The sequence below is a fragment of the Jatrophihabitans sp. genome (assembly GCF_036000465.1).
Classification (GTDB): Bacteria; Actinomycetota; Actinomycetes; order Mycobacteriales; family Jatrophihabitantaceae; genus Jatrophihabitans.
Genome location: NZ_DASYFV010000013.1, coordinates 215,350 through 235,152 on the forward strand (window position 1 = coordinate 215,350; position 19,803 = coordinate 235,152).

At 70.7% G+C, this 19,803-nt stretch carries 18 protein-coding genes; 3 read left to right on the forward strand and 15 right to left on the reverse strand.

Features of this window, described 5'->3' with window-relative positions; all coding sequences use genetic code 11:
* Positions 1–25 precede the first annotated feature (25 nt).
* The 14 genes from VGN18_RS05410 to VGN18_RS05475 all read right to left on the reverse strand — a co-directional run bounded on the left by VGN18_RS05410 (position 26) and on the right by VGN18_RS05475 (position 14,554).
* Positions 26–2,137 carry an MFS transporter gene (locus VGN18_RS05410; RefSeq protein WP_327538628.1) on the reverse strand — a complete coding sequence of 704 codons (2,112 nt, stop codon included), beginning with the start codon at positions 2,135–2,137 and terminating at the stop codon, positions 26–28.
* Between the two features lie 175 nt (positions 2,138–2,312).
* Positions 2,313–3,275 carry a malate dehydrogenase gene (gene mdh / locus VGN18_RS05415; RefSeq protein ID WP_327538629.1) on the reverse strand — a complete coding sequence of 321 codons (963 nt, stop codon included), beginning with the start codon at positions 3,273–3,275 and terminating at the stop codon, positions 2,313–2,315.
* 61 nt (positions 3,276–3,336) lie between these two features.
* Positions 3,337–3,618 carry a DUF3017 domain-containing protein gene (locus VGN18_RS05420; RefSeq protein ID WP_327538630.1) on the reverse strand — a complete coding sequence of 94 codons (282 nt, stop codon included), beginning with the start codon at positions 3,616–3,618 and terminating at the stop codon, positions 3,337–3,339.
* A gap of 1 nt (position 3,619) precedes the next feature.
* The gene (locus VGN18_RS05425) at positions 3,620–4,474 is read right to left on the reverse strand and encodes a bifunctional methylenetetrahydrofolate dehydrogenase/methenyltetrahydrofolate cyclohydrolase (protein ID WP_327538631.1); all 855 of its coding nucleotides are present in this window, start codon (positions 4,472–4,474) and stop codon (positions 3,620–3,622) included.
* Positions 4,475–4,546: 72 nt separating this feature from the next.
* On the reverse strand, positions 4,547–5,215 hold the full coding sequence (locus VGN18_RS05430; protein WP_327538632.1) for a hypothetical protein: 669 nt from the start codon (positions 5,213–5,215) through the stop codon (positions 4,547–4,549).
* A gap of 83 nt (positions 5,216–5,298) precedes the next feature.
* Entirely contained in the window at positions 5,299–5,982 is a 684-nt protein-coding gene (locus VGN18_RS05435; protein WP_327538633.1) for a pentapeptide repeat-containing protein, read from the reverse strand.
* 24 nt (positions 5,983–6,006) lie between these two features.
* On the reverse strand, positions 6,007–7,575 hold the full coding sequence (purH, locus tag VGN18_RS05440) for a bifunctional phosphoribosylaminoimidazolecarboxamide formyltransferase/IMP cyclohydrolase (RefSeq protein WP_327538634.1): 1,569 nt from the start codon (positions 7,573–7,575) through the stop codon (positions 6,007–6,009).
* Positions 7,572–8,141 carry a phosphoribosylglycinamide formyltransferase gene (gene purN / locus VGN18_RS05445; RefSeq protein ID WP_327538635.1) on the reverse strand — a complete coding sequence of 190 codons (570 nt, stop codon included), beginning with the start codon at positions 8,139–8,141 and terminating at the stop codon, positions 7,572–7,574. The genes purH and purN overlap by 4 nt, the downstream gene beginning before the upstream one ends.
* 10 nt (positions 8,142–8,151) lie before the next feature.
* On the reverse strand, positions 8,152–9,525 hold the full coding sequence (locus tag VGN18_RS05450) for a DUF6350 family protein (protein WP_327538636.1): 1,374 nt from the start codon (positions 9,523–9,525) through the stop codon (positions 8,152–8,154).
* 152 nt (positions 9,526–9,677) lie between these two features.
* A complete protein-coding gene (locus tag VGN18_RS05455; RefSeq protein WP_327538637.1) occupies positions 9,678–10,880 on the reverse strand; it encodes a hypothetical protein in 1,203 nt (400 codons plus the stop codon).
* Positions 10,881–11,074: 194 nt separating this feature from the next.
* Positions 11,075–11,791 (reverse strand): hypothetical protein, encoded by a 717-nt coding sequence (locus VGN18_RS05460; RefSeq protein WP_327538638.1) that lies wholly within the window; start codon positions 11,789–11,791, stop codon positions 11,075–11,077.
* Between the two features lie 177 nt (positions 11,792–11,968).
* A complete protein-coding gene (sucD, locus tag VGN18_RS05465; protein WP_327538639.1) occupies positions 11,969–12,856 on the reverse strand; it encodes a succinate--CoA ligase subunit alpha in 888 nt (295 codons plus the stop codon).
* Positions 12,857–12,860: 4 nt separating this feature from the next.
* Positions 12,861–14,042 (reverse strand): ADP-forming succinate--CoA ligase subunit beta, encoded by a 1,182-nt coding sequence (gene sucC, locus VGN18_RS05470; protein ID WP_327538640.1) that lies wholly within the window; start codon positions 14,040–14,042, stop codon positions 12,861–12,863.
* Positions 14,043–14,155: 113 nt separating this feature from the next.
* Entirely contained in the window at positions 14,156–14,554 is a 399-nt protein-coding gene (locus VGN18_RS05475) for a cobalamin B12-binding domain-containing protein (RefSeq protein ID WP_327538641.1), read from the reverse strand.
* A 137-nt stretch (positions 14,555–14,691) separates the two neighbouring features.
* Here VGN18_RS05475 and VGN18_RS05480 point away from each other — a divergent pair, with 137 nt between their 5' ends.
* Together VGN18_RS05480 and VGN18_RS05485 are read left to right on the forward strand one after the other, a co-directional pair.
* Positions 14,692–15,036 (forward strand): metalloregulator ArsR/SmtB family transcription factor, encoded by a 345-nt coding sequence (locus tag VGN18_RS05480; RefSeq protein ID WP_327538642.1) that lies wholly within the window; start codon positions 14,692–14,694, stop codon positions 15,034–15,036.
* Entirely contained in the window at positions 15,033–15,524 is a 492-nt protein-coding gene (locus VGN18_RS05485; RefSeq protein ID WP_327538643.1) for an SRPBCC family protein, read from the forward strand. Before VGN18_RS05480 ends, VGN18_RS05485 begins: the two co-directional genes overlap by 4 nt.
* Positions 15,525–15,528: 4 nt before the next feature.
* On the opposite strand, the gene pcrA is transcribed toward VGN18_RS05485, so the two are convergent.
* Positions 15,529–17,925 carry a DNA helicase PcrA gene (gene pcrA / locus VGN18_RS05490; RefSeq protein ID WP_349259841.1) on the reverse strand — a complete coding sequence of 799 codons (2,397 nt, stop codon included), beginning with the start codon at positions 17,923–17,925 and terminating at the stop codon, positions 15,529–15,531.
* Positions 17,926–18,057: 132 nt separating this feature from the next.
* Here pcrA and VGN18_RS05495 point away from each other — a divergent pair, with 132 nt between their 5' ends.
* Positions 18,058–19,752, forward strand: coding sequence for an APC family permease (locus tag VGN18_RS05495; protein WP_327538645.1), 1,695 nt, complete (start codon positions 18,058–18,060; stop codon positions 19,750–19,752).
* Positions 19,753–19,803 lie beyond the last annotated feature (51 nt).

The window sequence follows — 19,803 nt, forward strand, 5'->3', positions numbered from 1 at the left end:
TTCAGCGCCGCCCGGCCGCCCTGGCTCAGACCATCGGGGTCGCGTCGCTGCGACCCAGCTTGGCCAACTCGGCGTCGACCATCGCCTCGTGCTCCTCCTCGGCCCGGCGGGCCTTCGCCGGGCTCCAGAAGCCGGCGAGCAGGAAGATCAGCGGGATGAACACGATCTCGCCGCCGATGGCGATGTAGAAGTAGTGCTGCCACTGCTTCGGTGAGTCCTTCGCCGCCTTGACCACCGCCGGTGCGTTCTTCTGCAGGTAGGTGAGGTCGGCGACGACGGCCGGGTTGGCCAACGCCTGGTACTTGGTCAGGAAACCGAGATCCGCCGCCGGCACCTTGCCGAGCGCGACGAGCGAGGCCTGCGCGTCGAGCACCTTCTGGCCACTCGTGTTCAGCACGAGCAGGTCGGGCACGGGGATGGCCGACACCTCCTGCAGGTCGGCCACCGCCTGCGCCTGGGTGAGGCCCGCCTTCTGCACCATCTCGCCGACCGCCTTCTGCAGCGCGGCCGTGTTCGTCTTGTCGGTGAGCAGCGTGGCCAGCGTGGTCTGGTCGACGGTCTGCACCGCCTTCAGAGCCGGACCGTGCTGGGCGTTGAGGGTGGCGATCTTCGTGACGTCCGCGACCGAGACGCCGGTGACCTCGCTGATGGCCTTGATGCCGGTGGCGAGGTCGGTCGGGTTCTGCGCCAGCGCAGCCGCCGTCGCCGGCGACAGCTTCTTCGCCGTGGCCAGTTCCTTGGCGTACTTCGCCGACAGCGACTGCGCCTTGACCGCGATCGTCGGGTCCCCGGCGACCGCCTTGACCGTGGCGTTCTGGTCGGCGGTCAGCTTGGGATCCTTACCCGCGGCGAACGCCTGCACGGTGGCGCCCTTCTCGACCAGCGTCGTGACGGTGTTGATCACGTGCGGGACGATGAAGACGGAGACGGCGATGACGAGGCGGATGACGAGGCCCCATACGGCCAGACCGGTGGCGGTCAACGCCGGGTTCCGCTTCTCGATCGTCTCGGTGAAGCTCGCCATCCACGGCGCGTAGGCCGTGCCGAGGAACAGGCTGAGCAGGACGAGCAGCACGACGAAGGTGCCGTAGGTGGTGTCGGGGTGGGTGGCCTTCGTCGCGAAGATGTAGGTCACGACGATGGCGCCGAGCGCCCCGACGATCATGAACGGCTTACGTACGCGCACCTTGTCGGAGATGATGCCGACGACGAGCAGGCCGACGGCGTTGAACGTCCAGTTCCAGTTGCCGAGCGAGTTGGCCTTGGACTGCGTGAAACCGAAGATCGTCTGGAAGTACACCGGGAAGAACCCGACGGCGACGTAGTAGATGATCAGGAAGACGCTGATGGCGAAGGCCGAGCCGATGATGTCGGGCTTCCACATCTGCCGGAACGGGTGCTTCAGCGTGGCCTCGATGTCGATGCCCTTGGCCCGGGCCTCGACGAGGGCGCGGTCGCGCTCGCTGACCATAACCTGGTCGCGCAGCTCGGGTGCGAGCTCGCGCAGGAAGACCGCCGACAGCGCGGCCACGATGAGGCCCACGACGCCGGAGATCGCGTACTGGTTCTTCCAGGGGTAGGTGTTGGCGGTGTTGCTGACCTGGATGCTGACGACGAGGCTGCCGAGCACCGGGCCCAGCGTCCAGAAACCCATCGCCGACGCGCGGCCGAGCTGCGGGCTGAAGTCGCGGATCAGCGCCGGCGTCGCGACGAGGATGACGCCCTCGACCATGCCGATCAGGATGAACACGATGCCGAAGGTCAGCTTGCTGTCGGCGTTCGGGATGCCGAACAGGCAGAGCAGCGCCACGACGAACAGGCCGACCGTGATGATGTTGGCCCGGCCGTACTTGTCGGCGGCGCCGGTGAGGAACGAGGCCGCGGCGCCGAAGAGGTAGCCGATGACCGCGATGTTCACGTAGTAGACGAACGACATGTGGTAGTCGACGAGGATGCCGTTCTTGCCGTTGGTGCCCGCCGCCACCGCCCCGGCCAGATAGAACTGGTAGTACAGGACGATCGTCGCCAGCACGACGATGCCGAGGCACAAGAAGCGTTGTGCGTTCTTGGGGTAGTGGTGCAGTTCCCGGTCGAACATGCTCCGCTTGGCCGGCGTCCCCACTGATGCCGCTGTCATTGGTTCTCCGATTCCGGCGCGGGCCTACCGGCGTTACCGGAGTGTGAGCCACGTCGCCATCCCGGCTGTGTATAGACCTCGGTTACCGGCCAGTCAACGAACCGCGCCGCGGCCCGAGGACCCGACGAATCGGACTCGGCGCCGCGGCGCGGGTCGTGCGGAGAACTGTTACCGATCAGAGACCGGCGACGTCGGCCTGCTTGGCCCGGACGGCCTCAGCGGCTTCCTTGAGCCCGGCGAGCTCGGACTCGGTGAGGTCGCGCTCGACGACCTTCTTCACGCCCTCGCGGCCGATCTCGGCCTCGACGCCGAGGTACACGCCGCTGATGCCGTACTCGCCGTCCACCCAGGCGCAGACCGGGATGACCTCGCCCGAGTCCTCGATGACGGCCTTGGCCATGCGGGCGGCAGCGGCCGACGGCGCGTAGTACGCCGAGCCGGTCTTGAGCAGCGCCACGACCTCGGCCCCGCCGTTGCGGGTGCGGGTGACGAGCTCGTCGATCTTGTCGGCGTCCAGGACGTCGGCCAGCGGCTTCCCGTCCACGAAACAGGCCGACGGCACGGGCACCATCGTGTCGCCGTGCGAGCCGAGGGTCAGCGTCTGCACCGACTTGACCGGCACGCCGAGCGTGGTCGCCACGTTGTTGGTGAAGCGCGCGGTGTCGAGCACACCGGCCTGACCGAACACGCGGTTCTTGGGGAAGCCGGAGGCGAGCTGGGCGAGCGCGGTCATCTCGTCGAGCGGGTTCGACACGATGATGATGACGGCGTTCGGCGAGTGCTTCGCGATGTTCTCGGCGACGCCGCGGACGATGCCGGCGTTGACCTCGAGGAGGTCCATGCGGCTCATGCCCGGCTTGCGCGGCAGGCCGGCGGTGATGACGACGACGTCCGACCCGGCGGTGGCCTCGTAGCCGCCCCCGTCAGGCGTCGTGGTGGCGCCGACGACCGTCGTCTCGAAACCCTCGACCGGACGCGACTGGTTGAGGTCGAGCGCCAGGCCCTCGGGCTTGCCCTCGACGATGTCGGTCAGGACGACCGTCTCGAACACGTCGTACTCGGCGAGGCGCTGCGCGGTGGTCGAGCCGTAGAACCCGGCTCCGACTACGGTCACCTTGCCGCGGCGATTGTCGGACATTGAAATATCTCCTCTTGTCGGCCTGTCGAAGCCTGTCATCGCAGGCTAACCCGGCCTGCGCTCACCGGTGCAGGCGGAGGTCGACGGCGAGGATCAGGCCACCGAGCACCAGGTAGCAGAAGGTGTCGATCCACCGGTTGCGCACGGCGAGCAGCCCCACGCGGGGGGTCGGCAGGGTGAGCCGGAGCAGGCCGGCCAGGAGCACGACGACCGAGATCGCCGCGGTGCCCCGCCGCCAGTGCCCACCCGCGATCAACAGGTAGAGGAACGCGGCGCCGACACCGGCGAGGATCAGCAGGAAGGCGAACTGCTCGCCGATCCAGTGCCGGGCCCGCCGCAGCACGTCACGCCCGGGTCTCGAGGCTGCGCTCCGCCGCTTCGACGACGTTGGTCAGCAGCATCGCGCGGGTCATCGGCCCGACCCCGCCCGGGTTCGGGCTCAGCCAGCCGGCGACCTCGGCGACCTCGGCCGCGACGTCCCCGGCGATCTTGCCGTCGACCCGGCTCACGCCGGCGTCGAGGACGGCCGCGCCGGGCTTCACCATGTCGGCGGTGATGAGCGACGGCGAGCCCGCGGCGGCGACGACGATGTCGGCGCTGCGCACGTGGGCGGCGAGGTCGCGGGTGCCGGTGTGGCAGACGGTGACGGTCGCGTTCTCCGAGCGCCGGGTCAGCATCAGCGCGAGGGGGCGACCGACGGTGATGCCGCGGCCGACGACCACGACGTGCGCCCCGGCGATGGGGACGTCGTGGCGCCGCAGCAGTTCGATGATCCCGGTCGGCGTGCAGGGCAGCGGCGCCGGCTTGCCGAGCACCAGCCAGCCGAGGTTCGTCGGGTGCAGCCCGTCGACGTCCTTCACCGGGTCGACCGCGGAGAGGATGGCGAATTCGTCCAACCCGGTCGGTTGCTGGACGAGGAACGCCGTGCACGCCGGGTCGGCGTTGAGGCCACGCACGACCGCCTCGACCTCGGCCTGCGTGGTGCCGGCGGGCAGGTCGTGCCGGATCGACGCGACACCGATCTCGGCGCAGTCCTTGTGTTTCGCGTTGACGTACCAGTGGCTGCCGGGGTCGTCGCCGACCAGCACGGTGCCGAGCCCGGGTTGCACGCCTCGCTCGGCGAGGGCGGCCACGCGCCCGGCGAGTTCGCGTTTGATGGCCGCCAGGGTGGCCTTGCCGTCCAGAAGGGTCGCGGTCACGTTGCCTGATGATGCCAGCCGTTGCCGCGGCGGCTCCATCCGGCTGCGGTGACCGCGACCCCGGTTACCGGATCAGTGACCGGCCGGCGGCCCGTAGTCGGCCGGCGGCGGCGCGTAGGTCGGCGTCTCGCCCGCGGCCGGCGTCGGCGCCTTCTTCGTCGCGAGCATGAGGCCGCCGGCGACGAGGGCGAGGACAGCCGCGGCGATGGTCAGGAAGTACCCGATCTGCGGGCTGCGCGACATGTCGACGCCCTTGCCGGTCACGAAGTCCCAGCTGTAGGACTGCCCCTCGGGGCCGGCGAAGTGGTACTGCGAGGTGACCAGGAACCAGGCGACGATCACCGCGACGAGCGAGACGACGCCCATGACGAGCGCCGAACGGGCGGCCGAGGTGACCGGACCGTGCGAACCCTTGCTGAACCGGGCCGGGCTACGACCGAGCAGCAGCCCGACGACGCCGATGGCCAGGATCAGCAGCAGGATCGGCGGCAGCAGACCGATCTTGCCGTCCTTCCACGAGTAGAGGTTGTCGCCCTTCACCACGAGCTCGCCGTGGAACGAGCCCTCCGGCGCGAACCACGGGGTGACCGCGCCGATGACGGCGAGCAGCGCGGCCAGCGGGATCAGCCAGGCGACCGACGGCACCTTCGCCGGCACCTGCGGCGGCGCCTGGTACGGCGACTGGGAGGGCGGCGGCGGGGCCCAGGTGCCCTGCGGGCTGGTCGGGGGTTCGTAGCTCACGGTGCGCATTCCTGTCATTAGCTCGGATTTCGGTCGAACCGGCACCATACGGGATTCTCACTCAGGCTGCTCACAAGTCGGCGTCAGCCGATCTCGAGGCCGAAGGCGCGGACGAGGTGCAGCGCCTGCTCGGCGTCGATCTTGGCTCCGGTCAGGTCGACGAACCGCAGATCGAGCGCGCCGAGTTCCGCGCCCCGCAGGTCGGCATTGCGCAGGTCGATCCCGGACACCACGGCGTCGCGCAGGTCGGCGTTGCACAGGGTGCTGCCGCTGAGGTTCGCGCCGGTGAGGTTGCTGCCGCAGAACCGCACGCCGGAGAGGTCGAGGTCGGTGAGCACCGCGTCGGTCAGGTCCGCCTCCCCGAAGTCGCCGCCATCGATGTGGATGCCCTGCGCCGCGATGTCGGCGAACACCGACCCGGTGAAACGGCACTCGCTGAACGAGGCCTCGGTGAGCACCGTCTCGCGGAAGGCGCAGCTGACGAACGCCGAGTGCGCGTGCCGCGAGTGCGAGAGATCGGTCTGGGTGAAGTCGCAGGACACGAACGAGCAGCCGACGGTCAGGAGCCGGCTCATGGCCGCATCGCCGAACAGGCACCGCTCGAAGATCAGCCGCTCGAAGCGTTGGCCGGTGGCATCCAGGCCTCGATGGTCGACCTCGGTGGCCAGCTGGACGTGCGCGTCGGTCTCCTCGACCCCGGCGTCGCCCTCGTCGACGAAGTCGGTGAACTTCAGGCGCTCGTCGGCGCTCTCGTCCCACGATGTCATCGTCGACCTCCCGGGATCGATCAGCTAGTGAGCGAAGTGTCGGGTACCCGTCAAGTAGAGCGTGACGCCGGCGGCCTTCGCCGCGGCGATGACGTCCTCGTCGCGGATCGAACCGCCCGGCTCGACGATGGCCTTGACGCCGGCGTCGATCAGTACCTGGGCGCCGTCGGCGAACGGGAAGAACGCGTCGGACGCCGCGACCGAGCCGGCGGCCCGCTCGCCCGCCCGGGTGACGGCGAGGCGGCACGAGTCGACCCGGTTGACCTGGCCCATGCCGACGCCGACGGTCGCGCCGCCGCTGGCGAGCAGGATCGCGTTCGACTTCACCGCGCGGATCGCCCGCCAGGCGAAGGCGAGGTCGGCCAGGGTCGGCTCGTCGGCCGCGTCGCCGGCGGCGAGCGTCCAGGTGCTCGGGTCGTCGCCGGCCGCGTCGATGCCGTCGGCGTCCTGCAGCAGGATGCCGCCGGACACCGGGCGCAGTTCCAGGCGGCCGGTGTTGCTGCGTTCGGCGGCGACGAGCAGCCGCAGGTTCTTCTTGCGGGTGAGGGTCTCGAGCGCATCGGCGTCGAAGGCAGGGGCGACGATCACCTCGGTGAAGACGTCGCCGAGCTGGGTCGCCATCTCGAGCGTGACCGGACGGTTGGTGGCGATCACGCCGCCGTACGCGCTGACCGGGTCGCAGGCGTGCGCCTTGCGGTGCGCCTCGGCGATGTCGGCGCCGACGGCGATGCCGCACGGGTTGGCGTGCTTGATGATCGCGACGCAGGGCTCGGTGAAGTCGTAGGCGGCGCGGTAGGCGGCGTCGGAGTCGAGGTAGTTGTTGTAGCTCATCTCCTTGCCGTGCAGCTGATCGGCGCCGGCGATGCCCCCGCCGTCGGGCGAGACGTACAGCGCCGCGCGCTGGTGCGGGTTCTCGCCGTAGCGCAGCACCGCGGCGCGCTCCCACGCGGCGGCCATCCAGCCCGGGAAACCGGTGGAGGTGCCCTCGACCTCGTCGTCGGGCGCGACGACGTTGCCGAGCCACGACGCGACCGCGATGTCGTAGGCGGCCGTGTGCCGGAACGCGGCGACGGCGAGCCGCTGCCGGGCGGCGAGGTCGAAGCCGCCGGAACGCACCGCGTCCAGCACCTCGGCGTAGCGCGCCGGGTCGGTGACGACCGCGATCGAACCGTGGTTCTTCGCGCTCGCGCGCACCATGGCCGGGCCGCCGATGTCGATCTGCTCGATGACCTCGGCCGGACCGGCGCCGCTCGCGACGGTGTCGACGAAGGGGTAGAGGTTCACCACGGCCAGCTGGAACGGCGCGATGCCGAGATCCTCGATCGTCGACACGTGGTCGGGGTTGCCCTGGTCGGCGAGCAGGCCGGCGTGTACGTGGGGGTGCAGCGTCTTGACGCGTCCGCCCATGATCTCGGGGAAGCCGGTGACCTCGTCGACCGGCGTGACCGGCACGCCGAGGTCGCGGATGCGGGCGGCGGTCGAGCCGGTGGAGACGATCTCCACGCCGGCCTCGTGCAGGCCGCGCGCGAGGTCGTCGAGCCCCGCCTTGTCGTACACGCTGATCAGGGCGCGGCGGACGGCGATCTGGGTCACTGGTTGAGCTCCTCGCAGAGTTTCCGCAGGGCGGAGACGTAGAGCGGCTTCTCGGCCGCCTTGATCCGGTCGAACAGGGTGTGCTCGTCGTCGCCGTCGAACACGGGTACCGCCACCTGGGCGATGATCGGGCCGGTGTCGACGCCCTCGTCGACCCGATGGACGGTCACGCCGGTCAGCTTCACGCCGGTGGCCAGGGCGGCCCGGACCGCTCGGATGCCCACGCCCGGGAAGGACGGCAGCAATGCCGGATGGGTGTTGACCATCGCGAATCGGCCGACGAGCTGCGCGTCGAAGATGCGCATGAAGCCGGCGAGCACGACCAGATCCGGTTCCAGGTCGGCGAGCTCGCGCTCGAACTCGCGATTCCACTCCGCCCGGTCGGAGAACTCGGCGAAAGGCACCACGAAGCTCGGCACCCCGGCGGTTCGGGCCCGCTCGAGCGCGCCGACCGCCGGCCGGTCGGTGCCGACGGCCACGACGCTCGGGCGCAGCTGGGGATCGTCGAGGATCGCCTGCAGGGTGGTGCCGCTGCCGGAGGCGAGTACGACGATCCGGGCCGGCACGGTTCGAACCCTACCCGGCGAGTTTGTCCGACTTCCCGTCGTCCTCGGGTGCGGTGAAGGCGGCGCGGAGCAGGTCGATGGTGCGCGGCTCCCGGGTCACGTCCTCGGTCTCGTGCCCGGCGACGCCGTCGTCGGTCCGGGTGTCGAAGCCGGTGTCGAGGTCGGTGTCGGCCTGCCGCCCGCGCACGGCATCGACGCCGGCGCTGAGGGCGAGCGACACGGCGGCGGCGAGGGCGGTCGCGCCGAGGACGGCGAGGCCGAAGCGCAGCGGAGACGGGCCGAGGCTGTGCAGGCGTCCGGCGCCGATGCCTCCGCCGGACTGCCAGGCGAGCAGGGCACCGACGACGGCCGCCGCGACGACGCCGGCGGCCGCATCGCCCATCCGCGCGCCCCACCCCGGCGAGCGCCGGGCGATGACGGCGACGACGATCCCGGCCCCTACCGGCGTGGCGACGGCGAGCAACCAGACGAGGGTGGGCGCGCCACCCGGCCCGGACGGCAGCGCCCCGAGCAGCGGGAAGGCCGGCACCGTGCCGTGGGCCGGCGTGCCGAGCGCGACCGCGTTGTCGGCGCCCACGGCGAAGCCCGGTCCGGCGAGGTAGCTGGCCCCGGCGATCGCGGCGTTGGGCGCGGCGAGCAGCGCGAGCAGCAGTACCGGCAGCGTCGACCAGCCGCCGCCCACCTGGCCGGTCAACTGCCCGACGCGGGCGTGGTGGACGATCAGCGACCCGGCCACCAGCGCCGCCCCGGCGACCAGGTAGACCAGGGTGATCGCCGCCGCGATCCGCGCGACCACCGGCGCCGCGGCCGGCAGCCGGTCGACCAGGGCGTCGCCCAGCGCGCCGCCCCGGACGAACGCGACCCCGCCGAACAGCGCGAACACGACCGCCCCGGCGACGAACGCGCTCGGCACCGAGACGCCGCTCGTGCCGAGGCGGGCCACCCCCGCCAGCAGCGCGCAGCCGACAGCGAAGGCGAGCAGTTGCAGCAGGCCGAGCCGGATCGACCGCCGGAGCCCGTCCCCGGCGCCGGCCCCGGGGTCGGAGTCGGAGTCGACAGCGGAGTCGGAGGCGGCGGCGAGGGCGGAGCCGGCCCGCCAGGTGATCGCACCGACGAGCAGCAACAGTCCGAGCGGCAGGAACGAGGTGGCCACACCGTCGACGGTGATACCGCCGTGCAGGGCGGCGAGGAAGGTCAGCAGGCCGCCGCGGACCGCCGATCCGGCGTTGCCCGACGCGCCCGACGCCGGCAGCCAGCAGATCGCCACGGCGACGATCGCCCCGACCGCACCCACCACCACCGGCGCGATGCCCGACCAGAGCGCGGTGAGCCAGAGCGGTCGGGCAGTCGAGCGACCGCTCGGGTCGGTCCGCGGCCCAGGCATCTGATCAGGCTGACAAACCTCGCGCCGCAATCGGCCCAGGCGCGCCGCGCGCGATCCTGTGCGGATCGTCAGTGCCCGGCTCCCGCGCCGGGGCCCGCAACGGCGAAGGCCGGGACGCGGCTGCGTCCCGGCCTTCGATCGTGCTGGCGTTCCTACTGCTGGTAGCCCGGGGGCGGACCCTGTGGCGGCGGCTGCCCGTAGCCCGGGGGCGGCCCCTCGGGCGGGCCGTAGCCCGGCGGCACCTCGGAGTCCGACGGCGGCTTCTGCAGGGACGGCGGCGGCGGCGGCGGTCCCGACGGCGGGCCCTGTGGCGGACCGGGCGGCGGCCCCTGCGGCGCGCTGTGCGCTCCGGGCTGGGGCGATCCCTGCTGGGGTGCTCCGTAACCGGAAGGCTGGCCACTCTGCGTCGGCGGACCGTAGCCGACGGGCGGCGGCCCGTACCCCGGCTGCTGGCCCGGCTGGCCCGCACCCGGCTGCTGGCCGTACGTGGACGGCTGCCCGTAACCCGGCTGCTGCGGCTGGCCGTAGCCGGTCGGCGGGCCGAAGCCGGCCGCGGTGCTCGTCGAGCCACCGCGACCCGGCAGCTGGCCACCGGTCTGCTGGAGGCGCAGGAAGCACAGCACCAGGCCGGCGATGATCACGATCAGCGAAACCCAGTAGCCGACGCCATGGCCGACGTACGGCTCGAGCTTGCACGAGCCGAAGGACAGCGTGTTCGGCACCGTGACCGGGTCGATGACCAGCGCGAGCAGCGTGGACACCGTGGCGAGGGCGAAGGCGCCGAGCGCGACGAGGCGGGTCGGCACCGGCAGTTTGACCTGCGGTGCGAACAGCGCCAGCGCCACGGCCACTGCGCCGGCCAGGGCCAGCAGCGTGCCGAACCAGCCGAAGAAGCCGTGCCACGCGGTGACCGACTGCGAGTTCGCGGCGATCTCGCTGGAGGTGCCGGGCGGGCACGAGCCGGACAGGTCGGCGCCGGAGGTGTAGTAGCTGATGAAGGAGAAGATGAACGCGAGCAGCCCGGCGGCGAGGATGCCCCAGTCGAGCGGGCTCACCGCCTTCGGGTCGAAGCCCGACTTCGGCGGGGCGAAGCCACCACCCTGGGGAGTCCCGGAGCCACCACCCTGCGGCGCGCCGTAGCCGCTCGGCGCGGGAGCGCCGTAGCCGCTCGGCGCGGGAGCGCCGTACCCGCCTGGCGCGGGAGCGCCGTACCCGCCTGGCTGTGGCGCGTTGTAACCGCCACCCGGCGGCGGGGCGTTGTAGCCGCCGCCCTGCGGCGCGCCGTATCCGCCGCCCTGTGGCGGCGGACCGTAGCCGCCAGGGGGCGGGGATCCAGGGGGACCGTATCCGGTCATCGTGAGTCAACCTCTCGGTTCGCAGGGTTTCGGTTCGCGGGGTTATGGGTTCGCGGGCTATCGGGCAGGTCCTGCCCCGATGCTGCCCCGACCCTAACCCCTGCCTGAACCTCGGCTGAGACGTCGGGGACAAAACGACCGGGACGGGACACGCGAGGCGCGTCCCGTCCCGGTCGGACGGCTGTGGTGCGGTGCTACTGCGGCGGGCCGTACCCCGGCGGCGGGGGCGGCTGCTGGCCGTACCCCGGCGGCGGCGGCTGCTGGCCGTACCCCGGCGGCGGCCCACCGGCCGGCGGACCGCCGTGGCCGCGGCCACCGATGTTCGGCATGCCGGAGAGCGCGCCCGGAAGCTGACCGCCCTTCTGCTGGAAGCGCATGAGCGACAGCACCAGACCGGCGATGATCACGATCAGCGACAGCCAGTACCCGAAGCCGTGACCCTCGTCGACGCCCGGGCCGCTGTAGTCGCCGCCCGGGATGACGAACAGCGCGAGGATGACGCAGAGGGTGGCGGCGGCGAACAGTCCGAGACCGGCAAGCCGGTTCGCAACCGGCAGCTTCACCTGCGGCGAGAAGAGCTCCATCGCCACGACGCCCGCACCCGCCAGGGCGAGGAGCGCGGCGAACCAGCCGAAGAAGCCGTGCCAGGCGCTGGCACTGGCGCTCGCGCTGTACCCGCCGAAGGAGACGTCGACGGTGTAGTAGTCGAACATCGAGAAGATCAGGGCGAGCACGCCCGCGCCGACGATGCCCCAGTCAAGCTGATTGACCGTCTTCGGGTCGAAGCTGCCGTGGGCCGGCTGGTTGCCCGGCGCGCCGTACTGACCACCGGGCGGCGGCCCGTACCCACCGGGGGGCGGCGGAGGCGGAGGGGTGCCGCCGGGCGGCGGAGGCGGTGGTTGGAACGTCATTCCGTGCTCCTCAGTCGGGTCGTCTGGCCGAACTCTCAGCAAAAGCTAGCGCCAGACGGGGCGAAGTGAAACAACAAACGCCGATTTGATGCGGCGCGTCGACTGGGAAGAGCAGCAGCCGCCCCCGGTGATACCGGGAGCGGCTGCGACAAATACTGCAGAGCGGTCAGGCCCCGATCAGCCCGCGGTGCCCTCGATGATCTCCCGCATGAGGCGCGCGGTCTCGCTCGGCGTCTTGCCGACCTTGACGCCGGCGGCCTCGAGCGCTTCCTTCTTCGCCTGCGCGGTGCCCGACGAGCCCGAGACGATCGCGCCGGCGTGGCCCATCGTCTTGCCCTCGGGCGCGGTGAAGCCGGCGACGTAGCCGACGACCGGCTTGGTGACGTTGGCCTTGATGTAGGCCGCGGCCCGCTCCTCGGCGTCGCCACCGATCTCGCCGATCATGACGATCGCATCGGTCTCGGGGTCGTTCTGGAACGCCTCGAGGCAGTCGATGTGCGTGGTGCCGATGATCGGGTCGCCACCGATGCCGACGCAGGTCGAGAAGCCGAAGTCCCGCAGCTCGAACATCATCTGGTAGGTCAGCGTGCCGGACTTCGACACGAGGCCGATGCGTCCGGCCTTGGTGATGTCGGCCGGGATGATGCCGGCGTTCGACTTGCCGGGGCTTATGACGCCGGGGCAGTTCGGCCCGACGATGCGCGTGGACTTGCCCTGCGCGTAGGCCCAGAACGCGGCACTGTCGTGTACCGGCACGCCCTCGGTGATGACCACTGCGAGCGGGATCTGCGCGTCGATCGCCTCGATCACCGAGTCCTTGGTGAACGCCGGCGGCACGAACCCGACGGTCACGTTGGCGCCCGTCTCGTTCATCGCCTCCTCGACGCTCGCGAACACCGGAAGCACGGTGCCGTCGAAGTCGACCGAGGTGCCGGCCTTACGGGCGTTCACGCCGCCGACGACCTGCGCGCCCGAGGCGAGCATGCGCTTCGTGTGCTTGGTGCCCTCACCTCCGGTGATGCCCTGCACGATGATCTTCGAGTTGTCGTCCAAGAAGATTGCCATTGCTCTACTTCCCCGCGTTCGCAAGCTCGGCGGCCTTGTCGGCCGCGTCGTCCATGGTCTCGACCAGCGTCACCAGCGGGTGTGCCGCCTCGGTGAGGATGCGGCGTCCCTCGACGACGTTGTTGCCGTCGAGACGAACGACCAGCGGCTTGTTGGCTTCATCGCCCAGCATGTTCAGGGCGGTGACGATGCCGTTCGCGACGGCGTCGCACGAGGTGATGCCACCGAACACGTTGACGAACACCGAGCGCACCGACGGGTCGTTCAGGATGATGTCGAGACCGTTGGCCATGACCTCGGCGCTGGCGCCACCGCCGATGTCGAGGAAGTTCGCCGGCTTCACGCCGCCGTGCTTCTCACCGGCGTAGGCGACGACGTCGAGCGTCGACATGACCAGCCCGGCGCCGTTGCCGATGATGCCGACCTCACCGTCGAGCTTGACGTAGTTGAGGTTCTTCTCCTTGGCCTTCGCCTCGAGCGGGTCGGCCGCGGCCTTGTCCTCGAAGCCGGCGTTGCGCGCCTGGCGGAAATCAGCGTTGTCGTCGAGCGTCACCTTGCCGTCGAGGGCAACCAGAGTGACGTCGCCCGACCCGTTACCCACAGCCGCCAGCGGGTTGACCTCGACCAGCGTCGCGTCGGCCTTGACGAACGTCTCCCACAGCTTCACGAGGACGTCCGCGACGGGCGCGATCAGGTTCTCGGGGAACTTCGCGGCGGTCGCGATCTCGCGGGCCTTGGCCTCGTCCACGCCCTGGATCGCATCGACCGGGATCTTGGCGAGCGCCTCGGGCCGCTCGACCGCGAGCTGCTCGATCTCCATGCCGCCCTCGTAGGACGCCATGGCCAGGAAGGTGCGGTTCGCGCGGTCGAGCAGGTAGGAGACGTAGTACTCCTCCTTGATGTCCGCGCCCGGGTCGACCAGGACGCGGTGCACGGTGTGCCCCTTGATGTCCATGCCCAGGATCTGCTCGGCGTTGGCCTTCGCCTCCTCGGGCGTCTTGGCGACCTTGACGCCACCCGCCTTGCCGCGGCCACCGACCTTCACCTGCGCCTTGACGACGGTGACGCCACCGATCTTCTCGGCGGCCGCCTTCGCGTCGTCGGCGGTGGTGGCGACCTCGCCCAGGCTCACCGGGACGCCGTACTCCTTGAACAGTTGCTTGGCTTGGTACTCGAACAGATCCACGCTGACACGTCCGTTCTGGCAATTGTTTGGTAGACGAACCTTCTGACCCTAGCCAAGGCCCCGACGTCCGGTCGCGCGGCTGAGACTCGACTCACGCGCGGGCGGACCCCCCGTCATTCGGGGGTGACGTTCGTGCGCACCCACTCCACGATCTCGTCCATCGTCGCACCGGGGGTGAAGATCTTGGCCACGCCCATGCCCTCGAGCTCGGGCACGTCGGCCTCGGGGACGATGCCACCGCCGAAGAGGACGACGTCGTCGGCGCCGGCCTCCGCGAGCAGTTCGACGACCCGCTTGAACAGCGTCATGTGGGCACCGGACAGGATCGACAGCCCCACCGCGTCGGCGTCCTCCTGCACGACCGTCTGCACGATCTGCTCCGGGGTCTGGTGCAGGCCCGTGTAGACGACCTCCATGCCGGCATCGCGCAGGGCGCGCGCGATCACCTTCGCGCCACGGTCGTGCCCGTCGAGCCCCGGTTTTGCGATGACGATCCTGATGCGCTCAGCCACGCCGGGAGCGTATGCCGTGGGCTCGACCGCGTCATCAGCGGATCAGGGACCCGGCCTTCCGCTCGGAGGCGGCACCCCTGCTCGGCCATCACGTACGTACCCTTGCAGTTACGTACCGACTCAGTTACGTTCGATCCATGGACGCGATGTTGCACGCGCTGGCTGACCCGAGCCGGCGCACCATGCTGGAGATCCTGCGCGATCATCCGGCGACGGCGGGCGAGCTGTCCGACGCGCTGCCGATCGCGCGGCCCGGGGTATCGCGGCACTTGCGCGTGCTGCGCGAGGCCGGGCTGGTCGAGGTCGAGCAGCAGGCCCAGTGGCGCATCTACCGGCTCCGGCCGCAGCCGCTGGCCGAGCTCGACGACTGGCTGGGCCGCTATCGCGACCTGTGGCAGCAGCGGATGGACGCATTGCACACGGAAGTCGCCCGCGGCAGGAAGCCCCGGAACGAGAAACCACAACGGAGGGAACAGTCATGACCCGCATCATCGGCACCATGCATCGCATCGACGACAAGCGCGGAGCGGTGCGCATGGAGGACGTCTACGACACCGGCATCGACGACCTCTGGGCCGCGCTCACCGAACCCGACCGGCTCGCCCGCTGGATCGGCGACGTCGACGGCGACCTGCAGCTCGGCGGCACCTTCGAGGCCCGGTTCACCAGCACCTGGGAAGGGCCCGGCCGGGTCGACGTGTGCGATCACCCGCACCGCCTCGTCGTCACCCTCGAACCCGGCACCGCCGACGAGACGGTGATCGAGGCCGCGCTCACCCCCGAGGGCGACAAGACCCGCCTGATCATCGAGGAGCGCGGCCTGCCGCTGGACAACCTCGCGGCCCACGGCGCGGGTTGGCAGGCGCACGGCGAGGATCTCGCGCGGCACCTCGCCGGCGACGCCGGGCCGCAGTGGAAGGCGCGCTGGGACGAGCTCAGCCCCACCTACCAGGCCATGCCGGTCGAGTGATCGCTCAGAGTTTCTGCACCGGGGCGTACCGCAGCATCAGCCACTTGAGCCCGGCCGTGCCGCCGAAGTCGATCTGGGCCTGCGAGCCCTCACCCGTGCCGCGGGTGGCGACGACGCGGCCCATGCCCCACGCGTCGTGGGTGACACGGTCGCCCGGTTCGAGCGACGGGATGGCCCGGTTGCCGACCCCGCCGCGCAGGCCGCGGCCGCCGGGCGCGGTACGCGACGACGCGAGCGACTCCTGGGCACTGCGCCCCGAAGAGCCCCGCGCCTTGTACCCGTGGTCGCCGTACCGCGCGGGACCGTCGTCGCCGTAGGAGTTGACGAAGGGCGTGCGGTCGACCGCACCGGACCACGTCGCGAGCTCGCCCGGCACCTCGTCCAGGAAGCGGGACGGCGGGTTCCACGACGGCGCTCCCCAGGCCGAGCGGGACAGCGCGCGGGAGAGGTACAGCCGCTCGCGGGCCCGGGTGATGCCGACGTAGGCGAGCCGCCGCTCCTCGGCCATCTCCTTCGGGTCGCCGAGCGAGCGCATGTGCGGGAACACACCGTCCTCGAGACCGGCCAGGAAGACGACCGGGAACTCGAGCCCCTTCGCCGTGTGCAGGGTCATCAGGGTGACCACACCGCCCTCGGCGTCCGGGATGGAGTCGGCGTCGGCGACGAGCGAGACCTGCTCGAGGAACGCGACGAGGGTCGGCTCCTCGTCGGCGTTGGCGCGGTTCTCCTCGAACTCGCGCGCGACCGACACGAGCTCGCGCAGGTTGTCGACGCGCGACTCGTCCTGGGGATCGTGCGAGGCCTCGAGCTCGCGCAGGTAGCCGGTGCGATCGAGCACCGCCTCGAGGATCGCGCCCGGCACGCCGTCAGGTCCGGCGGCGACGGCCCGCAGCGAGGTCATCATCTCGGTGAAGTCGATGATCGCGTTGCGCGATCTCGGCGCGAGGCCGGGCACGACGTCGGCCCGCTCGAGCGCCGCGCCGAAGGAGATGCGCTCCTGCTCGGCGAAGACCTCGACGCACGCCTCGGCGCGGTCACCGATGCCGCGCCGCGGGGTGTTCAGGATGCGCCGCAGCGACACGACGTCGTCGGCGTTCGCGATCACCCGCAGGTAGGCGAGCGCGTCGCGGATCTCCTTGCGCTCGTAGAACCGCACGCCACCGACGACCTTGTAGGGCAGCCCGACCCGGATGAACACTTCCTCGAACACGCGCGACATCGCGTTCGTCCGGTAGAAGACGGCGACGTCGGACGCCTTGGCCGTGTCGGAATCGGCCAGCGCGTCGATCTGCTGCGCCACCCACGCCGCCTCGTCGTGCTCGTTCTCCGCGACGTAGCCGGCGATCAGCTCCCCCTGCCCGGCGTCGGACCAGAGGTTCTTCGGCTTGCGGTCGGGGTTGCGCGAGATCACCGCGTTGGCCGCGTTGAGGATCGTCTGGGTCGAGCGGTAGTTCTGCTCGAGCAGGATCGTCGTCGCGTCGGGGTAGTCGCGCTCGAACTCGAGGATGTTGCGGATGGACGCGCCCCGGAACGCGTAGATCGACTGGTCGGCGTCGCCGACGACGGCGAGCTCGGCCGGCTCGTACGGGCTCGCGGGCTCGGGGATCGTCAGCTCCCGCACCAGCACGTACTGCGCGTGGTTGGTGTCCTGGTACTCGTCGACGAGGACGTGGCGGAACCGGCGCCGGTAGTGATCGGCCACCAGCGGGTTCTCCTGGAGCAGGCGCACCGCCGTCATGATCAGGTCGTCGAAGTCGAGCGCGTGCGCGTCGTGCAGCCGCTGCTGGTAGCGCGTGTAGACGTCGGCCAGCACCTTCTCGGGTGGTGTCGACGCCTTGTCGGCCCAGGCCTGCGGCGTGACGAGTTCGTTCTTGAGGTTGCTGATCTGGGCCGACAGCGAGCGGGCCGGGTAGCGCTTCGGGTCGAGGTCGAGTTCGCGGCCCACCATCGTCATCAGCCGCTTCGAGTCGTCGGCATCGTAGATGGAGAAGGACGTCTTCAACCCGAGGTGCTTGGCCTCGGCCCGCAGCATCCGCACGCACATCGAGTGGAACGTCGACACCCACATGGCCCGGGCGCGCGGGCCGACGAGCGAGGCCACCCGGTGCTTCATCTCGCCCGCGGCCTTGTTGGTGAAGGTGATCGCCAGGATCTGGCCCGGCGTCGCCCCGCGCTCGGCGAGCAGGTACGCGACCCGGTGGGTCAGCACCCGGGTCTTGCCCGAGCCGGCGCCCGCGACGATCAGCAACGGACCGCCCTGGTGCACCACGGCCGCTCGCTGCTGGGGGTTCAGACCCTCGAGCAGCGTGGCCGCGTCGGCGGCCGAACCCGGACGCGTGCGGGGTGCGTCGGCCGGCGCCGTGGAGGGCAGGGGAAACAGGGCATCGAGCGGCTGGGTCATCTCGGCGTCCAGCCTACGTGCGGGCACCGACGCCGCCGCGCCGCCACCGCGTGCGGGACACCGGCACGATTTGTCCGTTTCGCGAGCGTCGTGCGTGGGTAACGCGGGGGATGACGAAAGGTGGCGGAACCCATGACCACACTGACCAAACCCACGTCGGACACCGGTCCGGCCGAGGGGAACATGCGCCGTGACATCGGCGTTGTCGGCCTGCTGTTCGCCGGCGTCGGCTCGATCATCGGTTCCGGGTGGCTGTTCGGGGCGCTCAACGCCTCGCAGATCGCCGGCCCGGCCGCCGTCTTCTCGTGGGTCATCGGCGCGATCATGATCCTGCTGATCGGGTTGTGCTTCGCCGAGCTCGGCGCGATGTTCCCGCTCACCGGCGGGGTCATCCGCTTCCCGCACCTGTCCTTCGGCTCCTTCGCCAGCTACACGATGGGCTGGATCAACTGGATCGCCGCCGCCACGGTCGCGCCGATCGAGGTCGAGGGTGCGCTGCAGTACGCCACGAAGTACGCCGCGTTCACGAAGCAGCACACGGTGGCCGGCGGCGCCACCGTCCACACGTTGACCGGTCTCGGCTATGTGGTCGCGGTGATCGCGATGGCCGTCTTCGTCGTCGTCAACTACTACGGCATCCGCTGGTTCGCCCGCGTCAACAACGTCGCCGTCTGGTGGAAGCTCGCGGTCATCACCCTCGTCATCTTCGCCTTCCTCCTCACCGAGTTCCGCGGCGGCAACTTCACCAGCCACGGCTTCGCCCCGCAGGGCACGCACGGCATGCTCACCGCCATCGCGACGGGTGGCATCACCTTCTCGTTCCTGGGCTTCCGCCAGGGCGTCGAGCTGGCCGGCGAGTCGAACAACCCCCGGCGCAACGTCCCGATCGCGGTGATCGGTTCGGTGCTGATCACCGGGGTCATCTACGTGCTGCTGCAGATCGCGTTCATCGGCGCCGTCGATCCCAAGGACCTGTCGAAGGGCTGGTCCAACCTCGACTTCGCCAACTCCTTCGGCCCGCTCGCCGCGATCGCGACGCTGCTCGGCCTCGGCTGGCTCGCCACGATCCTCTACATCGACGCGATCATCTCCCCGGCCGACACCGGCCTGATCTACACGACGGTCACCGGCCGCATCACCTACGCGATGTCGAAGAACCGCAACGCGCCCGAGGCGCTGGGCCGGACCACCTCGCGCGGCGTGCCGCTGGTCAGCCTGATCGTCACCTTCTTCGTCGGCCTGATCGTCTTCCTGCCGTTCCCGAGTTGGCAGCAGCTGGTCGGCTTCATCACCTCGGCGACGGTGCTGTCCTTCGGCTCCGGCCCGGTCGTGCTGGCCGCCATGCGCCGCCAGATCCCCGACGTCGAGCGGCCGTTCAAGCTCCCCTTCGGCGACACCATCCCGTTCCTGGCCTTCTTCTCGTCGAACCTCATCGTCTACTGGGCCGGTTGGGACGTGAACTGGAAGCTGTTCACGGCGGTCGCGCTCGGCTTCGTCCTGCTCGGTGTCTTCCACGCCATCGGCGGCGGGACGAAGGGCGGCATGCCGCACCTGCAGTGGAAGGCCGGCGCCACCTGGTCCCTGCCGTGGCTCGGCGGGCTGTGCCTGATCAGCTACCTGGGCGACTACCCGGAGCAGTCCAAGGCCGCCGGCAACACCGGCACCATCGGCTTCGGCTGGGGCTTCCTGGTGCTGTTCGGCCTGTCGATCGTCGTGTGGGCCATCGCGATGGCGGTCCGGCTGCCGGGCGACGAGGTCCGGCGCAACATCGAGGAGACGAAGGCCGAGGCCGCCGAGGAGGAGGCCGAGCTGGGCGCCTCGCACTGATCGCGCCCGCGGCAAGCGCGTCCCATCCGTTGGGACGCGCTTGCCGCTATG